We start from the raw sequence: 21,247 nt of genomic DNA, 5'->3' as shown, positions 1-21,247 counted from the left end.
GGACAATGACCGGATGACGGTCCGGGTGGTGTTCGCGCCGCTGGTGCGCGGCAGCACCTGGCGACGTGCCGTGTTCCTGCTCCTCGGCGGCGTGCTCGCGCTGCCCTACGTGCTGCTGGCCGTCGCGTTCGCGCAGTTGCTGACCAGCACTGAGGTGCCACGGCCGCTCGGGTTCGGGCTGCTGCTGGTCGGCGCCGGGCTGGCCGTGGTGCCGGTGTTCCTGGCCGGCAGCCGGGCGTTGGAGATCGCCGCCGCCCGGGCGTTGCTCGCGGTCGACCTGCCGGAGCCGCTGCCGGGTCACCGCGTCGACCGGGAGACCCGGCTGCGGTCCGCGCTCTGGATCGCCATGCACCTGGGCACCGGCGCGGCGGTGCTGTTCGCCGCGATCAGCGCGTTCCCGATGGCGCTCGTGTTCCTCGTCGGGTTGACCGGGATCGACACCGGGGCCGGGCCGGGCGAGCGGTTCGGCCCGCTCGACCCGGCCCGCCCGGTGCCGGCCGGGCTGGCCGGGATGGTCGTGCTCGTCGCGCTCGGCTACGCGGTGGCCGGGCTGGGCGCGCTCGCCGCCTCGATGGCGCCGGTGCTGCTCGGCCCGGCCCAGGCCGAGCGGATCGCCGCGCTGGAGGCCCGCGCCGTGCGGCTGGCCGAGCGCAACCGGCTGGCCCGGGAGCTGCACGACTCGGTGGGACACGCGCTGACCGTGGCGACGCTCCAGGCCGGGGCCGCGCGGGAGTTGCTCGACACCGACCCCGAGTTCACCAGGCGGGCGCTGCGGGCCATCGAGGAGACCAGCAGGCGGGCCATGGACGACCTCGACCAGGTGCTCGGGCTGCTCCGCGACGGCGACGCCGGGCGGCGGCCGGCGCCCACCGCGCCGCAACCCACCCTGGCCGGGCTGGACGGGCTGGTCACCGCCGCCCGGGCCGCCGGGCTGGCGGTCGACTCCCGGGTCGGCGGTCCGCTGGACGCGCTGCCCGCGGTGGTGTCCCGCGAGGGCTACCGCATCGTGCAGGAGGGGCTGACCAACGCGGCCCGACACGGCCGGGGGCCGGTGACGCTGCGGGTCGGCGTACCCCCGGAGGGGTTGGAGATCGAGCTGGTCAACGCCGTGCGTGGCGGCGCCCGGGCGACCGGTGGCGGGCGCGGGCTGGACGGCATGCGGGAACGGGTGCTGCTGCTCGGCGGGCGGCTCGACGCCGGCCCGGACGGGGAGCGCTGGCGGGTCCGGGCCACCCTGCCGGCGCCCCGGGAGGAGAGCGGGTGACCATCGACGTGCTCGTCGTCGACGACGACGAGCTGATCCGGGTCGGCCTGCGGGCCATCGTCGACGCCCAGCCGGACCTGCGCGTCGTCGGCGAGGCGGCGGACGGCGCGGAGGTGCCGCCGCTGGTGGCCAGGCTGCGACCGCGGGTGGTGCTGATGGACGTGCGGATGCCGGCCATCGACGGCATCCAGGCCACCCGCCGGCTGCTCGCCGCCTCCGCCGACCCGCCGCGCGTGCTGGTGGTCACCACGTTCGCCAACGACGAGTACGTCTACGAGGCGCTGCGCGCCGGCGCGAGCGGATTCCTGCTCAAACGGGCCCGCCCGGGCGAGGTGGTGGAGGCGATCCGGGTGGTGGCGGCCGGCGAGTCGCTGCTCTTCCCGGCCGCCATCCGGCAGCTCGTCGGCGCGTACGGGCGGCGCGGCGGGGACCGGCTGGACGCCGCCCGGCTGACCGAGCGGGAGGGCGAGGTGCTGCGGCTGATGGCGGCCGGGCTCTCCAATCCGGAGATCGCCGCCCGGCTGGTGCTCGGCGTGGAGACGGTCAAGACCCACGTCGGGAACGTGCTCGCCAAGCTCGGGGTGCGGGACCGCACCCAGGCGGTGATCGCCGCGTACGAGTCGGGGTTCGTGGTCCCGACCGGCTGAGTCCCCCGGGCGGGGGAGGCGGCTCACCCCGCCACGGGAGGGTTCCGGAGCGCCGGGAGGCGACGCTCGAACCATGACCGCCACGCTGCTCGCACCGACCCGTCACCGGTCCCGGACCGCGCCGCTCGCCGTCGGCTGGCTCGCGCTCTGGGGCGTGCTCGCCCTGATCTGCACCGTGACCGGGGCCGGCTATCCGTTCGGCCACCACGACCGGGACCGCGAGGTCAACCTGCTCCGGCTGGTGCCGGAGTCGGTCGGGCCGGCGCTGTTCGCGGCGCTGCTGCTCACCGCCGCGATCGTCGCGCTGGCCACGGCCGGTCCGGTCGCCCACCCGTCCCGACCGCTGCGCGCGCTGCTGCTCGGCTACGGCTGGACGGTCGCGTTCGTGCTGGCCGTGGTGGTGCCGGACACCCGGGTGCTGATCACCCTGGGCTACGCGCCGATCCTGCTCGTCGGCGCGCCGTTCGGCTGGCCGCCCGTCGACTACGCCGACGCGTTCACCTGGACGCTGCTGTGCAAGGCCGCCGCGATGGCGGGCGGGGTGCTGCTCGCCCTGACCGTGCTCGGCTGGCAACGCCGTACCGCCGGGGCCTGCGCCGCCTGCGGCCGGGACGACGCGGTCGAAGGCTGGACCACCGCGGCCGCCGCGGCGCGCTGGGGCCGCCGGGCGGCCTGGACCGCCGCGGTCATCCCCGCCCTGTACGCGCTGACCCGGCTCGCCTGGGCCGCCGGCATCCCGCTCGGCATCTCCCGCGACTTCCTCGACGAGATGCGCGACACCGGGCTCGTCTGGGCGGGCGCCGGGCTGGCCGCCTTCGCGCTGGTCGGGGCGGTGCTCACGCTCGGGCTGGTCCGCCCCTGGGGCGAGCGGTTCCCCCGGTGGACCGTCGGCCTGGCCGGCCGCCGGGTGCCGGTGTCGCTCGCGGTCGTGCCCGCCACGCTCGTCGCGCTCGCGGTCACCGCGGGTTCCCTCGGGCTGGTCACCGCCCCCCGGTTCTGGGAGCTGACCGGCGGACTCAGCCTCACCACGCTGCCCATGCTGCTCTGGCCGCTCTGGGGTGTCGCGCTCGGCGCGGCCACGTACGCCTACCTGCTGCGCCGCCGCGGCGTCTGCCGGCGCTGCGGGCGCTGACCCACTGGTGGTCGGTCCCGGTCACGGGGCGGGACCGACCACCGGGCGGTGCGGGAAATCCGAGCTAGCGTGGTGCGGTGAGCGTTCACACCCAGATCTCCCCGGTCCCGCCCGCCGAGCTGCCCGGCACGCTCGGCGCGCTGCGCGCGACCGGTCACCGCTACCGCACGGTCAAGCAGGAGCTTCGCGAGAACCTCCTCGCCCGGATGCGCGCCGGCGAGGACCGTTTCCCCGGCGTCGTCGGTTATCAGGACACGGTGCTGCCCGAGGTCGAGCGGGCGTTGCTCGCCGGCCACGACATGGTGCTGCTCGGTGAGCGCGGGCAGGGCAAGACCCGGCTCATCCGTTCGCTCGGCGCGCTGCTCGACGAGTGGACGCCGGTGCTCCCCGGCTCGGTGCTCAACGAACACCCGATGCACCCGCTCACCCCGGCGTCGCGGGCGCTCGTCGAGTCGGCCGGCGACGACCTGCCGATCGGCTGGCTGCACCGCGCGATGCGCTACGGTGAGAAGCTCGCCACCCCGGACACCAGCGTCGGCGACCTGATCGGCGACGTCGACCCGGTGCGGCTCGCCCAGGGGCGCACCCTCGGCGACCCGGAGACCATCCACTTCGGGCTGGTGCCCCGCACCAACCGGGGCGTCTTCGCCGTCAACGAGCTGCCCGACCTGGCCGAACGCATCCAGGTGGCGCTGCTCAACGTGCTGGAGGAGCGCGACATCCAGGTGCGCGGCTACCAGCTCCGGCTGCCGCTGGACCTGCTGCTGGTGGCCAGCGCCAACCCGGAGGACTACACCAACCGGGGCCGGATCATCACCCCGCTGAAGGACCGCTTCGGCGCCGAGATCCGCACCCACTACCCGCTCGACCTGGAGGTGGAGCTGGCCCTGATCCGGCAGGAGGCCGAGCTGGTCGCCGACGTGCCGGAGCACGTGCTGGAGGTGCTCGCCCGGTTCGCCCGCGAGGTGCGCGAGTCGCCGTCGGTGGACCCGCGCTCCGGCGTCTCCGCCCGGTTCGCCATCGCCGCCGCGGAGACCGTCGCCGCCGCCGCGCTGCGCCGCTCCGGCCTGCTCGCCGCCGGTTCCGGCTCGGCCGAGGCGCCCGTGGCGCGCGTCGGCGACGCCACCTCGGTGACCTCCACGCTGCGCGGCAAGGTGGAGTTCGAGAGCGGCGAGGAGGGGCGCGAGATCGAGGTGCTCGGGCACCTGCTGCGGACCGCCACCGCCGAGACGTTCCGGGCCCGGCTGGCCGGGCTGGACCTGTCCGGCTTCACCGCGCTGGTCGCCGAGGGCGCCGTGATCGAGACCGGTGAGCTGGTCTCCTCGGCGGAGCTGCTGCGTCAGGTCGGCACCGTGCCGGGGCTGGCCAAGGTGCTCGACCGGCTCGGCCTCGGCGACGCGCCCAGGCCGGAGGAGGCCGCCGCCGGCGTCGAGTTCGTCCTGGAAGGGCTGCACCTGACCCGCCGGCTGGGCAAGGACCTCACCGACTCCGGGCGCACCGTCTACGGCGGCCGGGGCTGACCATGGCCGGCAACCGGTTCCGGTACGGGCAGTGGCGCGGCGGACCCGATCCGCTCGCCCCGCCGTACGACGTGCGCGCCGCGGTGGACGCGGTCGGCGCGGAGGTGCTGAACGGCGGCAGCCTGCGGGAGGCGCTGCGGGACCTGCTGCGACGCGGCCCCGACGGGCGCGGCGGTCTGGCCGACCTGGCCGCCCGGGCCCGCCGGCTGCGCCGGGAGGCGTTGCGCCGCGGTGACCTCGACGGCGCGGTCACCCGGGCCCGCGCCCTGCTCGACCAGGCGCTCGCGGCCGAACGCGACGAGCTGCGCGGGCGCGACGGCGACGACGCCCGGTTCGCCGAGGCGGTGCTGGACAACCTGCCCCGCTCCACCGCCCGCGCGGTGGCCGAGCTGGCGGGGTACGACTGGACCAGCGCCGAGGCGCGCCGGACCTACCAGCGGATCATGGACGGGCTGCGCGGCGAGGTGCTGGAGCAGCGCTTCACCGGCCTGCGGGACGCGGCGCGCGCCGCCGCCGACCCGGAGGCGCAGCAGCAACTCGCCGACATGATGCGTGACCTCAACGACCTGCTCGCCCGGCACGCCCGCGCGGAGGACACCACCGACGCGTTCGCCGAGTTCATGCGCCGGCACGGCCGGTTCTTCCCGGAACAGCCCCGGGACGTCGAGGAGCTGATCGACGTGCTGGCCCGCCGGGCGGCGGCGGGGGAGCGGCTGATGCGGTCGCTGTCCGACCGGCAACGCGAGGAACTGGCCGGGCTGATGCGCCAGTCGCTCGGCGACCGGCTCGCCGGGGAGCTGTCCCAACTCGACGACCACCTGCGGTCGCTGCGTCCCGACCTGAACTGGCAGCGCGGCGAGCGGGTGCGCGGCGACCAGCCGCTCGGCTACGGCGAGGCTGCCGGCGCGCTCGACGAGATCGCCGAACTCGACGAGCTGCTCGACTCCCTCGACCAGGACCAGGCCGGCGCCACCCTGGACGACGTCGACGTCGACACGGTGGCCCGGACGCTGGGCCGCGACGCCGCCGACGACGTGCGCCGCCTGCGCGACCTGGAACGCGAGCTGCGCCGCCAGGGCTGGGTGAGCCGGGACTCCGACGGGCTGACGCTCAGCCCGAAGGCGCTGCGCCGGCTCGCCGGCACCGCGCTGCGACGGATCTTCGCCGACCTGACCGCCGGCCCGCGCGGCCAGCACGACCTGCGTACGGCGGGCGCGGCCGGCGAGGTGAGCGGCAGCTCCCGCCAATGGGAGTACGGCGACGAGCAGCCACTGGACGTGGTGCGCACGCTCACCCGCGCCGTCCGCCGGGCCGGCACCGGTGTGCCGGTGCAGCTCGCGCTGGAGGACTTCGAGGTGGTGGAGACCGAGCGGCGGGCGTCGGCGGCGGTGGTGCTCTGCGTCGACCTGTCCTACTCGATGATCTCGCAGGGGCGGTGGGGCCCGATGAAGCAGACCGCGCTGGCCCTGTCGCACCTGACGGCCACCCGTTTCCCGCAGGACGCGTTGCAGATCGTCGGCTTCGGTCGGGAGGCGATGCCGCTGACCCAGCAGGAGTTGGCGGCGGCGGAGCCGGACATGCAACAGGGCACCAACCTCCAGCACGCGTTGCGGCTGGCCGGCCGGCACCTGCGCCGCCACCCGGGGGCCGAGCCGGTGGTGCTCGTGGTCACCGACGGCGAGCCCACCGCCCACCTGGACCCCGACGACGGCGAGGCGTACTTCCACTGGCCGCCGCTGCCGGAGACGATCGAGGCGACGATCCGGGAGGTGGACCGGCTGACCCGCTACGGCGCCACGCTCAACCTGTTCATGCTCGGTGACGACCCGGGGCTGCGCCGGTTCGTCGACGCGGTGGCCCGTCGGTCGAAGGGCCGGATGTTCACCCCCGACCTGGACGACCTCGGCGAGTACGTGGTCTCCGACTACCTACGCGCCCGCCACGGCCGCCGCTGAGGTGACAACGCGCGGGCGGGCTGCGCCCATGGCGTTCCATCGGGTGGGCGCGACCGCTGTGCACGGGGGCGAACCGGTGGGCGGCCGGCCAGAGCACGACCGGCTCCCGCGCCGCGACCGGGGGTGGTATCCACCCGGGTGGGTGTGTTGTCCGGTTCGGGGGTGGTGGGCGGCACTCGGGCGGTGGAATCGGGGCGGGGTGCGGGGCGTTGTAACCCGGTGAACGACCGAGGAAGGCAAGCCCCACAGCCCCGCCCCCGCGGGAATGACCGTGGCCGGCCGGTCGTTGCACACACTCCCGGCGCCGCACCGCGAGCAGCCGACCCCCCTGATCTTTTGAGCGCCTGACGGTGCCCACACCCCGCCCCCGCGGGTGTGTCGACCCCCGAATGGAGCCCCCACCATGAACACGATCCTGCGTAAGAGCATCCTGGGTGTCGCTGGTCTGGCTTTCACCGGTGGTGTGTTCGCCGGTCCGATCGCCGCGCACGCCGACACTCCCGCCCACGCCGCCACGCCGGTCACGGCCGCCGCGAGCGCGCAGGGTGAGCAGTCGAGCATCAGCCTGAACGACGAGCAGACCGCGAACGTGAAGGCGATCGTCGCGGCGACGAAGAAGGCCGGCCTGCCCGAGCGCGCCGCGGTCGTCTCGATCGCCACCGCCCTGCAGGAGTCGAAGCTGGAGAACCTCGGCCACCTCGGCGACAAGAACGATCACGACTCGCTGGGCCTGTTCCAGCAGCGCCCCTCCAGTGGTTGGGGCACGCCCGAGGAGATCACCGACCCCGAGCACGCCACCCTGGCGTTCCTGAAGGGCCTGAAGCAGGTCGACGGCTGGCAGGACATGCCGCTGACCGAGGCCGCCCAGACCGTGCAGGTCAGCGCGTACCCGGACGCCTACGCCCAGTGGGAGAAGCAGGCCACCGACCTGGTCGCCCAGCACTGGACCAGGTAAGCAGCATCGCGAAAGGCCGGCACCCGAACGACGGGTGCCGGCCTTTCCGCGTACCCGGAACGGGTGAACCGGGCCGGGTAGCCGGGGTGCGGCCGGCGGCGGCCGGGGTTGGATGCGGGCATGGACGAGGTGGACGCCGCCGACCTGCGGCGGGCGTACGACGAGCTGCTCGCGGAGGTGGACGCGGGCGGGTTCGGGCCGCCGCCGGAGGGCGAGCTGAGCGCTGAGCAGATCGTCGCGCACCTCGCCGCCAACGACGAGTTGATGAGCGAGGCGACGGAGGCGGTGCTGGCCGGCTCGCCGTTCGCCTACTACGACGTGGACACCATCCACCGGCCGCAGCTCGACGCGCTCGTCTCCGAGTGCGGCGGGCTGGACGGGCTCGCCGCGCTGCTGCGCGGCACCAGTCAGAAGCTCTGTGCCCTGGCCGCGCGGCTCGGCCCGGCCGCCGAGACGCCCGTGGAGACCGTGCTGCGGGAGGGCTTCGACCTGGACGTGGACGAGTCGCTGCCCTGGGGGCGGGCGCTGGACCTGCACGTGCGGGTGCACCTGCCGCTGCACCTGACCCAGCTACGCGCGTTGCGCCGCCAACCCCACCTGGCCTGAGGGCGCGCGGAAGGTGCGGCGGTAGGCCGTCGGCGCCACGCCCACCCGGGTGTGGAAGTGCTGGCGCAGGGCGGCGGTGGTGCCGAAGCCGGCATCGCGGGCGACCCGGTCGACGCTCAGGTCGGTGGTTTCCAGCAGCACCCGGGCGTGTTCGGTGCGCTGCTGGAGCAGCCACTGCGCCGGGCTGAGCCCGGTCTCGGAACGGAAGCGTCTGGTGAACGTGCGGACACTCATCCGCGCGTGCCCGGCCAGGTCGCGCAGCGTGACCGGTTCGTGCAGGCGCTGCCGGGCCCACTCCCGGGTGGCGGCGGTGCCGGTCTCCGCGACCCGGGGCACCGGTCGTTCGATGTACTGTGCCTGACCGCCGTCGCGCCACGGCGGCACGACGCAGCGTCGGGCCGCCCGGTTGGCCACCGCGCTGCCGTGGTCGGTGCGGATCACGTGCAGGCAGAGGTCGATGCCGGCGGCCACCCCGGCCGAGGTGAGCACCCGGCCGTCGTCGACGAAGAGCACCTCGGGGTCGAGGCGTACGCCCGGGTGCAGCTTGCGGAAGCGGGACGCGTACGCCCAGTGGGTGGTGGCGGGGCGGCCGTCGAGCAGACCGGCGGCGGCGAGCACGAACGCGCCGGTGCAGATGGACATGATCCGGGCGCCCCGGTCGTGGGCGGCGCGCAGCGCGGTCGCCACCTCCTCGGTGACCGTGCCGTCGGCGAGCGGTGGGCCGGCGTGGATGCCGGGGACGATCACCGAGTCGGCGGTGTCGAGCAGGTCGAGCCCGTGGTCGGGGAGCACCTGGAAGCCGGCGGTGCTGCGGACCGGCCGCCCGCCCGCGGTGCAGGTGGTCACCGCGTAGAGCGGGGTGCGGTCCTCGGTGCGGGCGGCGCCGAGGACCTGGGCCGGGGTGCCGAGGTCGAGGGCGACCACCCCGTCCAGGGCGAGCACCGCGACGCGGTGCGGTACGACGGCCATGGCCCGATTGTTGCGCACGATGGCTTCCCGGCCACTCGTCCACCACCCCCCGGCCGGCCGAGACTCGCGGGGTGAGAAGACTGCATCCGGCCTGGCTCGTCGCCGCGGTCGCCTTCGTGGCGCTGGTCGGCGCGGCCGGCTTCCGCGCCACCCCCGGGGTGCTGCTGCACCCGCTGCACGCCGAGTTCGGCTGGCCGCTCGCCACGATCTCCGCCGCCGTCTCGGTGAACCTGCTGCTCTACGGCGTCACCGCCCCGTTCGCCGCGGCGCTGATGGACCGGTTCGGGATCCGCCGGGTGGTCGCCTGCGCGCTGCTGCTGGTGGCGGCCGGCAGCGGCCTGACCGTGGCGATGACCGAGAGTTGGCAGCTCGTCCTCTGTTGGGGCGTGCTGGTCGGGCTGGGCACCGGGTCGATGGCGTTGGCCTTCGTGGCGACGGTGACCGGACGCTGGTTCGTGAGGCGTCGGGGCCTGGTCACCGGCGTGCTCACCGCCGGTGGGGCGGCCGGTCAGCTCGTGTTCCTCCCGCTGCTCGCGGTGCTGGTGCGCGACCACGGCTGGCGCACGGCGGCGCTCGTCGTCGCCGGGGCCGCGCTGGCGGTCGTACCCCTGGTGGTGTGGTTGTTGCGCGAGCACCCGGCGGACCTGGGCCGGCCGCCCTACGGCGCTACCGCTGTCGCCCCGCCGGTCCGGCCGGAGGGCGGTGCGGCGGCCCGCGCGGTCGGCGCGTTGGCCGCCGCCGCCCGGACCCGGCCGTTCTGGCTGCTCGCGGGCGGCTTCGCGATCTGCGGCGCGACCACCAACGGGCTGGTCGGCACGCACTTCGTGCCGGCCGCGCACGACCACGGGATGCCGGAGACGACGGCCGCCGGGCTGCTCGCCGTGGTGGGGCTCTTCGACATCGCGGGTTCGATCGTCTCCGGCTGGCTCACCGACCGGGTCGACGCCCGGCTGCTGCTCGGCGCCTACTACGCGCTGCGCGGGGCGTCGCTGCTGGTGCTGCCGAGCCTCTTCGCCGGCGCGGCCCGGCCGAGCATGCTGGTCTTCATCGTCTTCTACGGGTTGGACTGGGTGGCGACCGTGCCGCCGACGGTGGCGTTGTGCCGGGAGTGGTTCGGCGCGTCGGGGGCGGTGGTCTTCGGCTGGGTGTTCGCCGCGCACCAGGCGGGCGCCGCGGTCGCCGCGACCGGCGCCGGCCTGGTCCGCGACCGGCTCGGCGACTACGCGGTGGCCTGGTACGTGGCCGGCGCGCTGTCGGTCGGCGCGGCCGGGCTCTCGCTGTTGCTGCGCCGGCGCGTCGGGGAGCCGGCGTTCGCGCTGCCGGCGCCGGTCGGCCGGCGGGCCTGGAGCTACCGGGGCTGACCGGTCAGCCGAGCGCCCACTGCTGCTCGGCGGCGCCGGTGCACGGCGCCTGTTCGAGTTCCCGCCCGGCGTCGGTGCCGGCGTCGTGGACCTGCGCGCACTTGCCGCTGTGCACGGCGACCAGGAGCACCGGGCCGGCGCCGGTCGGGTTGAGCTTCCACTGCTGGTTGGGCTGACCGTTGCAGGACCACTGCAACACGGCGGCGCCGTCGTCGCCGCTGGCGGCGTTGACGTCCAGACACTTGCCGCTGGCCGCGTTGACCAGCAGGTAGGTGTCGGCGGAGACCGGCGTGACCACCCACTGCTGTTCCGGCCCGCCGGTGCAGTCGGCGAGCGCGGCCCGCGCGCCCTCCGGCTCGTCGCCGGTGACGCCGACGCAGCGCCCGGACGGCACGCCCCGGACCACCTTCGGGGTGGCCACCGGCGCGGCGGGCGTGGTCGGCCCGGCGCTCGGCGTGGGCGGGGGCGCGGCCTCCGTCGTCGGCGGGGCCGCGCTCGACTCGCTCTCCGCCGGGGTCGGCGCGGCCGCCGCCGGCACCACCTGCCGGTCGGCCCCGCCACCCAGCACGCCGGTGGCGAAGAAGACCCCCAGGAGTACGCCGACCAGGCCGACGCCCAGCGCCACGCGCATCAGCGGGTCCCCGGGCAGCCGGGCGCCACGGGCGGGGCGGGCGCCGTAGACGGTGCCGGGCGGGTCGGTGTGCTCCTCGGCCATGGGGGCATCCTGACCCACCGAGGCGTCCGAGGGCCAGTCGACAGGGCCGGCCGGTGGCTCAGTCGACGACCCGGACGTCCTTCCAGAACGCCACCCGGTCGCGGACCATCTCCGCGTCCGGCTTCGGCTCCGGGTAGTACCAGACCGCGTCCGCGCTGGTGGCGCCGTCGTGCTCCAGCGTGTAGTAGGAGGCGATGCCCTTCCACGGGCACACCGTGTGCGTGTCGGAGGGGCGGATCAGGTCGTCGCGCAGGGCGGACCGGGGGAAGTAGTGGTTTCCCTCGACCAGCACGGTGTCGTCGCTCTCCGCGACGACAAGGTCGTTCCAGACTGCTTTCGGCATGCCCTCCACGCTATGCCGGTGGCCGCGCGCCGGCCACCGGTCAGCGGGTGGGCTCCGGGTCGGTGACGTCGGCGACGGTGGCGTCGAGTGCGGCCAGCGCCGTGTCGGCGTCCACCGCGACGGCGAGGCCGGGCTCGCCCGCGCCGAGCGTGATCTCCCGGCCGCGCAGCCGCTCGTCGGCGACGACCGGCCAGGCCGTGGTGGACCCGAACGGCGTGATGGTGCCGCGCGCGTAGCCGGTGGCCTCCTTCGCGGCGGCGGCGTCGGGCAGGGACATCCGTCTCACCCCGAGCAGGGCGCGCAGCTTCGGCCAGGAGACGACCCGGCCACCCGGGGTGAGCACGAACAGGTGGTCGCCCTCGCCACGGCGGACCACGATCGTCTTGACCACGTCGGGCACCTCGACGCCGCGCGCCGCGGCCGCCTCGGACAGGCTCGCGACCGCCCCGTGCCGGATGACGCGGTAGGGCAGTCCGGCGGCGTCGAGGGCGCTGAGCGCGGGGTTGACCATGGTCGTCACGGTAACCCGCGCGTCGCCGACGGGACGGCGAAAGGCCACCGTGGACATCCCACGAACTGTCGTACCCTGGCGTAAAATGATCTCATGCGAGCTGTCCGTGATCATGAACGGGCGGTGGACGCCCTCCGGCGGTCCTACGCCGCGGTGCCCGCCGGCGAGACGGTGCGGCTGGCCAAGCAGACCTCGAACCTGTTCCGCCCTCGTTCCGCGCCGCGGACGCCGGGGCTCGACGTGCGCGGGCTGACCGGGGTGCTCGCCGTGGACGCGGCGGGCCGCACCGCCGACGTGCAGGGCATGTGCGCCTACGAGGACCTGGTCGACGCGACGCTTGCGCACGGGCTGATGCCGCTCGTCGTGCCGCAGTTGCGCACCATCACGCTGGGCGGCGCGGTGACCGGGCTGGGCATCGAGTCCACCTCGTTCCGCAACGGCCTGCCGCACGAGTCGGTGGTGGAGATGGACGTGCTCACCGGAGCGGGGGAGCTGGTCACCACCCGGCCCCAGGGCGAGCACGCCGACCTGCACCGGGCGTTCCCCAACTCGCTGGGCAGCCTCGGCTACGCCACCCGGCTGCGCATCGAGCTGCAGCCGGTGGGCCGGCGGGTGGCGCTGCGCAACATCCGGTTCACCCGGCTGGCGGAGCTCGTCGACGCGATCGGCGAGGTGGTCGACAAGGGCGCGTTCGCGGGCGAGCCGGTCGACGCCATGGACGGCGTGATGTTCAGCCCCGGCGAGTCCTACCTGGTGCTCGCCACGTTCACCGACGAGGCCGAGGGGCGCCCGTCCGACTACACCGGCCAGGAGATCTACTACCGCTCGCTGCGCCGCCGCACACGGGACACGCTCACCGGGTACGACTATCTCTGGCGGTGGGACACCGACTGGTTCTGGTGCTCGTCGGCGTTCGGCGTGCAGCACCCGCTGGTCCGGCGGGTCTGGCCGCAGCGCTACCGGCGCAGCGACGTCTATCACAGGATCGTGCGGCTGGAGCACCGCCATCAGGTGGCTGCCCGGGTCGACAGGTGGCGGGGCCGCCCGGCGCGCGAGCGGGTCGTGCAGGACGTGGAGATCCCGCTGGACCGGACGCCCGAGTTCCTCCGCTGGTTCGCGGGGCACGTGAAAATGAATCCGGTGTGGCTCTGCCCGCTGCGGCTGCGCGAGCCGGCCGGTCCGGGATCGGCCCGGGCCTGGCCGTTATATCCGCTCCGACCGGGCGAAACGTATGTGAACATCGGCTTCTGGGGAAGCGTGCCGATCACCGCGGGCGCGGCCGACGGCGACGTCAACCGACGGATCGAGCACATGGTGTCGGAGTCGGGCGGCCACAAGTCGCTCTACTCCGACGCGTACTACGACCGGGCCGCGTTCGACCGGCTCTACGGCGGGGAGACCTGGCGCGCCGTGAAGGACCGCTACGACCCGGATCACCGACTCACCGGACTGTACGAGAAGGCGGTATCCCGAGCATGAGCCTGACCGACCGAACACCGGGGGCGGCGAGCGCCTCCGCCGGCCCCCCGGCGGGCGGCCGGCGCACCGGACCCACCGTGGCGGACGTCATCCGCGCGGTCACCACCGGGGACCTGCCGGTCCGGGTGACCGGCTACGACGGCAGCGCGGTGGGCCCGGCCGACGCCGGGATCACCCTCTCGATCCGCACCGAGCGGGGCCTGTCCTACCTGCTCACCGCGCCGGGTGACCTGGGCATGGCCCGGGCGTACGTCAGCGGTGACCTGGGGTTGGACGGCGTGCACCCGGGCGACCCCTACGAGGCGTTGCGGGTGCTCAAGGACGAGATGCCGCTGCGGATGCCGCCGGTCGCCGACGCGCTGGCCCTGGTCAAGGGGCTGGGCTGGGAGCGGCTGCGACCACCGCCGCCTCCGCCGCAGGAGGCCGCGCCGCGCTGGCGGCGGGTGATGACCGGGCTGCGCCACTCGAAGGTCCGGGACAGCAGCGCGATCTCGCACCACTACGACGTGTCGAACGCCTTCTACGAGAAGGTGCTCGGCCCGTCCATGACGTACACCTGCGCGGTCTTCCGCAGCCCGGGCGACACGCTGGAGGAGGCGCAGCGGGCCAAGTACGACCTGGTCGCCGGCAAGCTGGCGCTCAAGCCGGGGATGCGGCTGCTGGACGTCGGCTGCGGCTGGGGCGGCATGGTCCGGCACGCGGCCCGGGAGTACGGCGTCAAGGCGCTCGGGGTGACGCTGTCCCGGGCGCAGGCCGAGTGGGCGCGGGCCGCGATCGAGCGGGAGGGGCTGGGCGACCTGGCCGAGGTGCGGCACCTCGACTACCGGGACGCGCCGCGCGAGCAGTTCGACGCGATCTCCTCGATCGGGCTGACCGAGCACATCGGGGTGCGCAACTACCCGGCCTACTTCGGCGCGCTGCGGTCCCGGCTCAAGCCGGGCGGGCGGCTGCTCAACCACTGCATCACCCGCGCCGACAACCGGGCGCCGCACCGCTCCGGCGCGTTCATCGACAGGTACGTCTTCCCGGACGGCGAGCTGGCCGGCCCCGGGCGACTGGTCAGCGAGATCCACGACGCCGGGTTCGAGGTGCACCACGAGGAGAACCTGCGCCAGCACTACGCGCTGACGCTCGCCGGCTGGTGCCGCAACCTGGTCGACAACTGGGACTTCTGCGTGAACGAGGTCGGCGCGGGCACCGCTCGGGTGTGGGGCCTCTACATGGCCGGCTCCCGGATGGCGTTCGAGCGCAACGGCATCCAACTGCACCAGGTGCTGGCCACCCAGAACGGCCCGCAGGGGGTCAACGGCTATCCGTTGCGTCCCGACTGGACGCCCTGACCCGTACCGACGAGAGGCCGCGCCGACCGCGCGGCCTCTCGTCGATCCTATTGACAAAGAAGTTTTGTACGTACAAACTGATTTTGCCATGAGAGACGTCCTGTACCTGGAAGAACGCGAGCAGGCCGAAGCCCTGCTCAAGCCGCAACGCATCGAGGTGCTGCGGCAACTCGCCGAGCCCCACACCTGCACCGAGGTCGCGGCCCGGCTGGACCAGACGCCGCAGCGCGTCTACTACCACGTCAAGCAACTGGTCGCGGCCGGCCTGGCCGAGCAGGTCGCCGACCGGCGGGTGCGCGGCATCACCGAAGGCATCTACCAGGCCGTCGCCCGCTCCTACTGGCTCTCCCCGAAGCTGGTCGGCCGCATCGGCGACGGGCGCCGGGCGCGCGACGAGCTGAGCCTCGGCTACCTGCTCGACCTGATGGAAGAGGTCCAGGCCGACATCGCCGCGCTGGACCGGGCCGCCCCCGAACTGCCCTCGATCGGCGTGTCCGGCGAGATCCGGGTGCCCGCCGAGCGGCGCCAGGAGTTCCTGCACGACCTGCAGTCGACGCTGCGGGACCTGTTCACCCGCTACGGCGGCGCCGAAGGGGACGCCTTCAAGCTCGCCGTGGCCTGCTACCCGAAAGGCGACAACCATGAGTGAGCCGCTGACCGTCCGCGCCCGCCTCGCCGCCGACGTGGCGACCGTCCGCCGCGCCCTGACCGACCCCGGCGAGCTGCGCGTGTGGCTGGCCGAGCACGTCGAGGTCGACCTGCCCCGGCGCTACGAGTTCTGGGGCCGCTTCACGCCCGAGGGCGACGCGCCGCACCAACGGCTGCTGCACGCCGACGACAAGTCGCTGCGCTTCGCCTGGACGCTCGACGGGGTGGAGACCACCACCGAGTTCGAGCTGGCGCCCGACGGCGACGCCACCGTCCTCACCCTGCGGCAGAGCCACTTCTCGTTGGAGGAGGCGATGAACGGCAGCACCATCCGGGGCGTGCTCCAGACCTACTGGGCGCTCTGCGTCGCCAACCTCAACGCCCACCTGGAGGGCCGGCCGTTGCTGCCGCGCACCGACTTCACCTCCGCCGACCTGCGCGGCGAGCTGCTGATCGACGCCCCGGTCGACAAGGTGTGGACCTCGCTGACCGACTCGGAGCAGGCCAGCGCCTGGTTCGGCTACCCGATCGGCATCGAGCCCTGGGCGGGCGGCCGCTACGCGATGGGCGGCTTCGAGACCGGCTACGCGGCCAAGATCCTCGACGTGACGCCGGGGCGCGCCCTCTCCGTCGACTGGGGACCCACCGGCGTGAGCACGTGGGAGCTGGCCGAGTCCGGCGGCCGGACGAAGCTGACGTTCGTGCAGTCCGGCTTCGACGAGGGCAACCCCCCGTACGCGGCCTGGACCGGCACGGTCGCCGGCCTGGCCGAGCTGCGCCGCTTCCACGAACTCCCCGCCTGGCACCCCATCTGGCTCTGAGGTGTAAGGAGGGGCCCCCTGTTAACGCGTTCGGCATAGCAGGGGGCCCCGCTTAACACCTGCCGCCGGTGGGTAATGGCGGGCGATGTTCTTCATCTTCGGGCTGCGGACCAAGGTCGACCGATCCGGCGTCGTCAACCAGGTCTGCCGCCACTGCGGGAACCAGGCGGCCCAGGTGATCACCCGGCGGATCACCAAGTTCAGCCTCTTCTTCATCCCGCTGATCCCGGTTCGCACCCGCTACGCGCAGCAGTGCACGTTCTGCGGCGCCCAGTACGACATCTCCCGCGCCGAGGCCGAGCGCCTCCCGGTCGGCTGACCGTGACCCGCTTCCTCTGCTGGCTGATCGGGCGGCAGCCGGCCACCCCGCCCGCCGTACCGGTGCACACCGCTGCCCGCCCGCCGTGCACGCCCGGCCGTCGGCACCGTCGCCGTAGCCGCCCGACGGCGGGAGCGCTGTCTCCCCGCTCCCCGTGGAACCGCTCCGCCGGCCGCTGAGCCGGTGGCGCAGGTGTTAACAGGGGCCCCCTCCTCTACCGGAGGCGTTAACAAGGGGCCCCTCCTTACACTTCACCGGGTGGAAGATCGGCTGGGGGAGATTCGGGGTGGGGGGCCGCCGCGGCGGCACAACGCCCGCACCATCGCGGCGCTGACCGGTAATCCCGGATGCACCCGGCGGGCCGTGCTGGACAGCGCCGGCGCGGACAAGCCGGCGCTGGCCGAGCGGCTGGGCTTCCCGGCCCGCTTCGGCCAGTCCCGGTTCGCCATCGGCCGGGGCAACGCGTTCGAGGCGCAGCTCAAGGCGGACGGCGGGGTGGAACTGCTGCGGCTGGTGGCGGAGCGGCTCGGCGTACCGGTGCCGCCCGGCGCGACCTGGACGGATCTGGGTGGTGACGACGATCGGCCGGAGCGGTCCCGCGCGGCGTTGACCGCGGACGGTGACGGCCCGGCGTTGTTCGACCATCCGCTGCTCGGGCTGGACGTGGCCGGCCGGCGGGTGCACCTGGAGCCGGACCTGGTCGCCGCCCGGCTGGCCGGCCGGTTCCACGTGGTGGAGATCAAGTCGTTCCCGGTGATCGACGGGCAGGCCGACCCGGCCAAGGTGGCCGCCGCCGCGATCCAGTCCGCGGTCTACGTGCTGGCGCTGCGTGAGCTGCTCGCCGCCGGGGGACGCGACCCGGAGCTGGTCTCGCACGAGGTGGTGCTGGTCTGTCCGCGCGACTTCGGCAACCGGCCGGTGGCGAGCCTGCTCGACGTCCGCAAGCAGTTGCTGGTGCTGCGCCGCCAACTGGCCCGGATGGCCCGCGTCGACGACCTGCTGGCGACCGTGCCGGCCGACTTCACCGCCGATCCGGCCGCCGACCCGGCGGCGCTGGCCGCCGCGCTGCGCCGGGTGCCGGCCCGCTACGCGCCGGACTGCCTGGCCGTCTGCGAGCTGGCCTACTTCTGCCGGCACGAGGCGCGCGGCCAGACCGGGGCGCTGGGCCGCCCGGTGCGGGAGGCGCTCGGCGGCGTGGTCGAGGTGGCGGACGTGCTGGCGCTCGCCGAGGGCGGGCGCGCCCCGGAGCCGGAGCAGGCGGAGGCCGCCGCGTTGCTGCGGGCCGCCGCGCGCCTGCGCGCCGACGCCCTCACCGGAGACCCCGCATGAGTACGCCCCGAAGCGCGCGTCGACCCCCGCCAGGTGACCGTCGCGTGCCCGCCGGGGCGGTGTCGGGTGGTGCCGCGCCGGTGGGTCGGATGTGGGGTGACCGTCGCGTGTCCGCCGGGCTCCGACGGCGGGTCGAGGGGTCACGGTGAGCACGCTGCGCGCGTTGGCCCGGGCGCAGGCGGTCGCCGCCGGCCGGGCCCAGCCGGTGGCCACGGTCCGGCACCTGCACCTGTCGGACCGGCCGCTGGTGCTGGTGCCGCTGTCCCTCGCCGGGGAGGCGAACGCCCCGCTGGCCGCGCTGGTCGGGTCCGCGCCGGACGACGCCCGGCTGCTGGTCGTGCCGCAGCCGCGCAACCGGGACCAGCGGTTCGCGTTCGCCGCCGAGCTGGCCGGTGTGCTGCTGCCCTGGCTGGACTCGTTCCGTCAGGTGACCGAGGCGGTCGCGGTGGACCGGGGCCGCGACGTCCGCCACCGCTACGTGGACGCGCCGCAACTGCTGGTGCCGAACCCGGCCGGGATCACGTTCCTGCGGTTGTTCGGCCGGTCCACCCGGTTCCGCCGCCCGGACGGCGACCATCCGGTGCACCCGTCGGTGCCGCTGCTGGGCCGCTGGTTGACGTTCTTCGCGGAGCGGGCCGAGCAGCCCGGCTCGTCGGCGTTGCTGGCGTTGACCGACGCGTTGACGCTGCAATGGGCGACCGGGCAGAGCGCGGTGGAGGATCTGCACCTGCCGGCGGTGCTGGGCTGGCTGGATCCGCCGCCGGGGTCGACCGGCGCCGAGGCGGCGGCGTGGGCCGAGGATCCGGCGGTGTGCCCGCCGGCCGGACCGGCCACCGACCCGGACTTCGACAACCACCGGCTGGCCCCGGCGATCGAGGCGTACGCGGCGGCCGAGGACGACCCGGCCGCCCGCGCCGCCGCGTACGACGAACTCCGCGGGCTGCTGCGCGACCAGCTCGCGCCGACCTGGGAGCTGATGTGGCGCGGCGTCGGGTTGCTCCGGGCGCTGCCGCCCGGCGCGCGGGTGGCCGGCCGGTGGGCCGGTGACCGGGACGCGTTCACCGGGTTCGCGGAGCACGTGGACGCCGGTGGCGGTCCGCAGCCGCGCCGCGACGGCGCGGTCGCGGCGGCGCTGCGGTTGCAGCGGCTGGAGCGGGCGCTGACCGCGTGGGCGGTGCAGCGGGCCTACGACGATCCGCTGGTGATGGCGGAGCACCGGCTGGCCGGGGAGGCGTTCGTGGGTGAGGTGACGCTGGCCGACCCGAAGCGGGTGGACGACTCGGGTAGGCGGCCGGTGTTGCGGCCCCGGATCCAGGTGGTGACCACCGAGCCGGTGCCGATGCCGGTGGGCGCGACGCTGTATTCGCCGGCCCGGCCGGGGCAGAACGCGACTGTGGTGTTCGTGACGCCGGGCGCGGACGGGAAGACCGCTGTGGTGCTGGAGTTGTCCGGCGGGATGGGTCGGGGGTTGTCCGCGCCGGCCGGCAGCGTGCCGGAGGTGGGGGAGCGGGTCTGTCTGACCGGCCTGTCGGACGGCTTCCTGCCGGGTGGCGCGTTTCCGGCGCCGGAGGAGACGCCGTGGACGCACGGTGGCCCACCGCAGCACCACGAGGAGTAGTGGTATCAACTCATTTACATGCTTGAAACTTAATCGGTTCAGTAGTGCACTTGTGGGCACCGCACCACCACCGTCCCGACCCGAAAAGGTGCCCCATGCGACGAAGCAGGTTCCGCCTCGCGTCGACCGCCGCCGCCACCGTCCTGGCCGCCGCCACCGCGCTCTCCGTCGTCACCCCGGCCGAGGCGCACACCGTCTCCCCGGTCAACGCCAACGCGTCCACCGCCACCCGCTCCGTGCTCAACTGGCTCGCCCACCTGCCCAACCGGAGCAGCAACCGGATCGCCTCCGGCTTCTTCGGCGGCTACAGCAACAGCGGCTTCTCGCTGACCCAGACCGAGGAGTTGCGCTCCGCCACCGGCCAGTACCCGGCGATCCTGAGCTGTGACTACGGCTCCGGCTGGGCGACCAACAACGACATCACCGCGCTCGTCGACCACTCCTGCAACCCGTCGCTGAAGTCCTGGTCCGCCAACGGGGGCCTGGTCACCATCAGCGTGCACCTGCCCAGCCCGGCCAACGCCAACGGCGGCGGGCTGAACACGCCGATGGGCAACTTCGCCGACCTGCTCAACCCGTCCACCGCCGCCGGCGCCCGCTGGCGCCAGCTCCAGGACAAGATGGCCGCCGGCCTCCAGGACCTGGAGAACGCCGGGGTGCCGGTGCTGTTCCGGCCGTTCCACGAGGTCAACGGCGACTGGTTCTGGTGGGGCAACCGCGACCCCAACACGTTCCGGCAGGTCTGGCAGCAGATGTACGGCTACCTCACCACCACCAAGGGGCTGGACAACCTGCTCTGGGTCTACTCCGCCGACTTCAGCCGGGGCAACCGCACCGCCTACTACCCGGGCGGCTCCTACGTCGACATCGTCGGGATGGACGCCTACGACGACAACCCGCAGGTCTCCGGCATCCAGTCCGCGTACAGGGAACTGGTCGGGCTGGGCAAGCCGTTCGCGTTCGCCGAGATCGGGCCGGACAGCCAGGGCTCCTTCGACTACGGGCGCTGGGTCACCGCGTTCCAGCAGAGCTACCCGAAGACCTCCTACTTCCTGGCCTGGAACGACGGCTGGGGCCCGGCCCGCAACTCCGGTGGCAGCACGCTGTTCAACAACTCCTGGATCGCCAACCGGGGCGAGGTCGACCTGGGCGCCGTGACCGAGCCGGGTGGCGGCGGCACCACCCCGCCCCCGTCCGGCGGGACGCTGCTCAACGGCTTCGAGACCGGCACCGAGGGCTGGACCGGCGCAGGCGTCACCGGCGGGCCGTGGCAGGTCACCGAGTGGGCCTCGCAGGGCATCCGCTCACTCAAGTCCGACGTCAACCTGGCCGCCGGGGCGGCGTACCTGAAGAAGACCGCCACCACCAACCTGAGCGGGCGCGGCACGTTGCGGGCCACCGCGCGGGTCGCGCCGTGGGGCAGCTTCGGCGCCGGCAGTCAGGCCAAGCTGTACGTCAAGACCGGCGCCGGCTGGCAGTGGTTCGACGGCGGCACGGTGGCGGTGACGTCGGCCGGGGTGAACCTGTCGTTGTCGCTGTCCGGTGTGGCCAACCTCGGCGACGTGCGGGAGATCGGCGTGCAGTTCGTGCCGGGCTCCGGTGCGAGCGGCACCTCGGCGATCTACGTGGACAACGTCAGCGTCCAGTGAGGACGACAGGTCCGGCCCGGCCACCGCGCCGGGCCGGACCGCGAGCCCGCGCAGGTCCGGTGACCG

Annotated in this window: 20 protein-coding genes; 16 read left to right on the top strand and 4 right to left on the bottom strand. The window is 74.4% G+C overall.

All coding sequences use genetic code 11. The features are described 5' to 3' along the window. Nucleotides 1–13: 13 nt before the first annotated feature. From O7618_RS19590 to O7618_RS19560, 7 genes are all read left to right on the top strand, one after another. On the top strand, nucleotides 14–1,264 hold the full coding sequence (locus O7618_RS19590; protein ID WP_278107562.1) for a histidine kinase: 1,251 nt from the start codon (nucleotides 14–16) through the stop codon (nucleotides 1,262–1,264). Next, on the top strand, nucleotides 1,261–1,911 hold the full coding sequence (locus O7618_RS19585; RefSeq protein WP_278107561.1) for a response regulator transcription factor: 651 nt from the start codon (nucleotides 1,261–1,263) through the stop codon (nucleotides 1,909–1,911). Before O7618_RS19590 ends, O7618_RS19585 begins: the two co-directional genes overlap by 4 nt. A 73-nt stretch (nucleotides 1,912–1,984) precedes the next feature. Further along, nucleotides 1,985–3,043, top strand: a complete 1,059-nt coding sequence (locus O7618_RS19580) for a hypothetical protein (protein WP_278107560.1) — start codon at nucleotides 1,985–1,987, stop codon at nucleotides 3,041–3,043. Between the two features lie 77 nt (nucleotides 3,044–3,120). Then, a complete protein-coding gene (locus tag O7618_RS19575) occupies nucleotides 3,121–4,563 on the top strand; it encodes a magnesium chelatase (protein WP_278107559.1) in 1,443 nt (480 codons plus the stop codon). 2 nt (nucleotides 4,564–4,565) lie between these two features. Further along, entirely contained in the window at nucleotides 4,566–6,518 is a 1,953-nt protein-coding gene (locus O7618_RS19570; RefSeq protein ID WP_278107558.1) for a VWA domain-containing protein, read from the top strand. A gap of 403 nt (nucleotides 6,519–6,921) precedes the next feature. Beyond that, nucleotides 6,922–7,473, top strand: coding sequence for a hypothetical protein (locus tag O7618_RS19565; RefSeq protein ID WP_278107557.1), 552 nt, complete (start codon nucleotides 6,922–6,924; stop codon nucleotides 7,471–7,473). A gap of 129 nt (nucleotides 7,474–7,602) precedes the next feature. Next, entirely contained in the window at nucleotides 7,603–8,079 is a 477-nt protein-coding gene (locus tag O7618_RS19560; protein ID WP_278110074.1) for a hypothetical protein, read from the top strand. Here the strand turns inward: O7618_RS19560 and O7618_RS19555 are convergent. Then, nucleotides 8,044–9,048, bottom strand: coding sequence for a helix-turn-helix domain-containing protein (locus O7618_RS19555; RefSeq protein ID WP_278107556.1), 1,005 nt, complete (start codon nucleotides 9,046–9,048; stop codon nucleotides 8,044–8,046). The genes O7618_RS19560 and O7618_RS19555 overlap by 36 nt on opposite strands. 71 nt (nucleotides 9,049–9,119) lie before the next feature. On the opposite strand from O7618_RS19555, the gene O7618_RS19550 reads away from it, so the two are divergent. Further along, nucleotides 9,120–10,409, top strand: a complete 1,290-nt coding sequence (locus O7618_RS19550; RefSeq protein ID WP_278107555.1) for an MFS transporter — start codon at nucleotides 9,120–9,122, stop codon at nucleotides 10,407–10,409. Nucleotides 10,410–10,413: 4 nt separating this feature from the next. On the opposite strand, the gene O7618_RS19545 is transcribed toward O7618_RS19550, so the two are convergent. Genes O7618_RS19545 through O7618_RS19535 form a run of 3 tightly spaced genes read right to left on the bottom strand, consistent with a single transcriptional unit; the run spans nucleotide 10,414 to nucleotide 11,978 of the window. After that, nucleotides 10,414–11,124, bottom strand: coding sequence for an RICIN domain-containing protein (locus tag O7618_RS19545; RefSeq protein WP_278107554.1), 711 nt, complete (start codon nucleotides 11,122–11,124; stop codon nucleotides 10,414–10,416). A gap of 58 nt (nucleotides 11,125–11,182) precedes the next feature. Further along, a complete protein-coding gene (locus O7618_RS19540) occupies nucleotides 11,183–11,467 on the bottom strand; it encodes a DUF427 domain-containing protein (protein WP_278107553.1) in 285 nt (94 codons plus the stop codon). A 40-nt stretch (nucleotides 11,468–11,507) separates the two neighbouring features. Further along, the gene (locus tag O7618_RS19535; protein WP_278107552.1) at nucleotides 11,508–11,978 is read right to left on the bottom strand and encodes a YbaK/EbsC family protein; all 471 of its coding nucleotides are present in this window, start codon (nucleotides 11,976–11,978) and stop codon (nucleotides 11,508–11,510) included. A gap of 93 nt (nucleotides 11,979–12,071) precedes the next feature. On the opposite strand from O7618_RS19535, the gene O7618_RS19530 reads away from it, so the two are divergent. From O7618_RS19530 to O7618_RS19495, 8 genes are all read left to right on the top strand, one after another. Beyond that, nucleotides 12,072–13,457 (top strand): FAD-binding oxidoreductase, encoded by a 1,386-nt coding sequence (locus O7618_RS19530; protein WP_278107551.1) that lies wholly within the window; start codon nucleotides 12,072–12,074, stop codon nucleotides 13,455–13,457. Continuing rightward, nucleotides 13,454–14,797 (top strand): class I SAM-dependent methyltransferase, encoded by a 1,344-nt coding sequence (locus tag O7618_RS19525; protein ID WP_278107550.1) that lies wholly within the window; start codon nucleotides 13,454–13,456, stop codon nucleotides 14,795–14,797. The genes O7618_RS19530 and O7618_RS19525 overlap by 4 nt, the downstream gene beginning before the upstream one ends. An 88-nt stretch (nucleotides 14,798–14,885) precedes the next feature. Beyond that, the gene (locus O7618_RS19520) at nucleotides 14,886–15,446 is read left to right on the top strand and encodes a helix-turn-helix domain-containing protein (RefSeq protein WP_278107549.1); all 561 of its coding nucleotides are present in this window, start codon (nucleotides 14,886–14,888) and stop codon (nucleotides 15,444–15,446) included. After that, a complete protein-coding gene (locus tag O7618_RS19515; protein WP_278107548.1) occupies nucleotides 15,439–16,266 on the top strand; it encodes an SRPBCC family protein in 828 nt (275 codons plus the stop codon). Before O7618_RS19520 ends, O7618_RS19515 begins: the two co-directional genes overlap by 8 nt. Nucleotides 16,267–16,351: 85 nt before the next feature. After that, complete coding sequence (locus O7618_RS19510; RefSeq protein ID WP_278107547.1) at nucleotides 16,352–16,585, top strand: zinc-ribbon domain-containing protein; 234 nt, start codon at nucleotides 16,352–16,354, stop codon at nucleotides 16,583–16,585. Nucleotides 16,586–16,843: 258 nt separating this feature from the next. Beyond that, nucleotides 16,844–17,914 (top strand): hypothetical protein, encoded by a 1,071-nt coding sequence (locus O7618_RS19505; protein ID WP_278107546.1) that lies wholly within the window; start codon nucleotides 16,844–16,846, stop codon nucleotides 17,912–17,914. Between the two features lie 145 nt (nucleotides 17,915–18,059). Beyond that, nucleotides 18,060–19,532, top strand: coding sequence for a hypothetical protein (locus tag O7618_RS19500; RefSeq protein WP_278107545.1), 1,473 nt, complete (start codon nucleotides 18,060–18,062; stop codon nucleotides 19,530–19,532). Between the two features lie 95 nt (nucleotides 19,533–19,627). Continuing rightward, nucleotides 19,628–21,181 carry a glycosyl hydrolase gene (locus tag O7618_RS19495; RefSeq protein WP_278107544.1) on the top strand — a complete coding sequence of 518 codons (1,554 nt, stop codon included), beginning with the start codon at nucleotides 19,628–19,630 and terminating at the stop codon, nucleotides 21,179–21,181. The last annotated feature ends 66 nt before the right edge of the window (nucleotides 21,182–21,247 follow it).

It is taken from the genome of Micromonospora sp. WMMD980, from assembly GCF_029626035.1.
Lineage (GTDB): Bacteria > Actinomycetota > Actinomycetes > Mycobacteriales > Micromonosporaceae > Micromonospora.
This window is presented reverse-complemented; position numbering and strand designations above follow the sequence as displayed.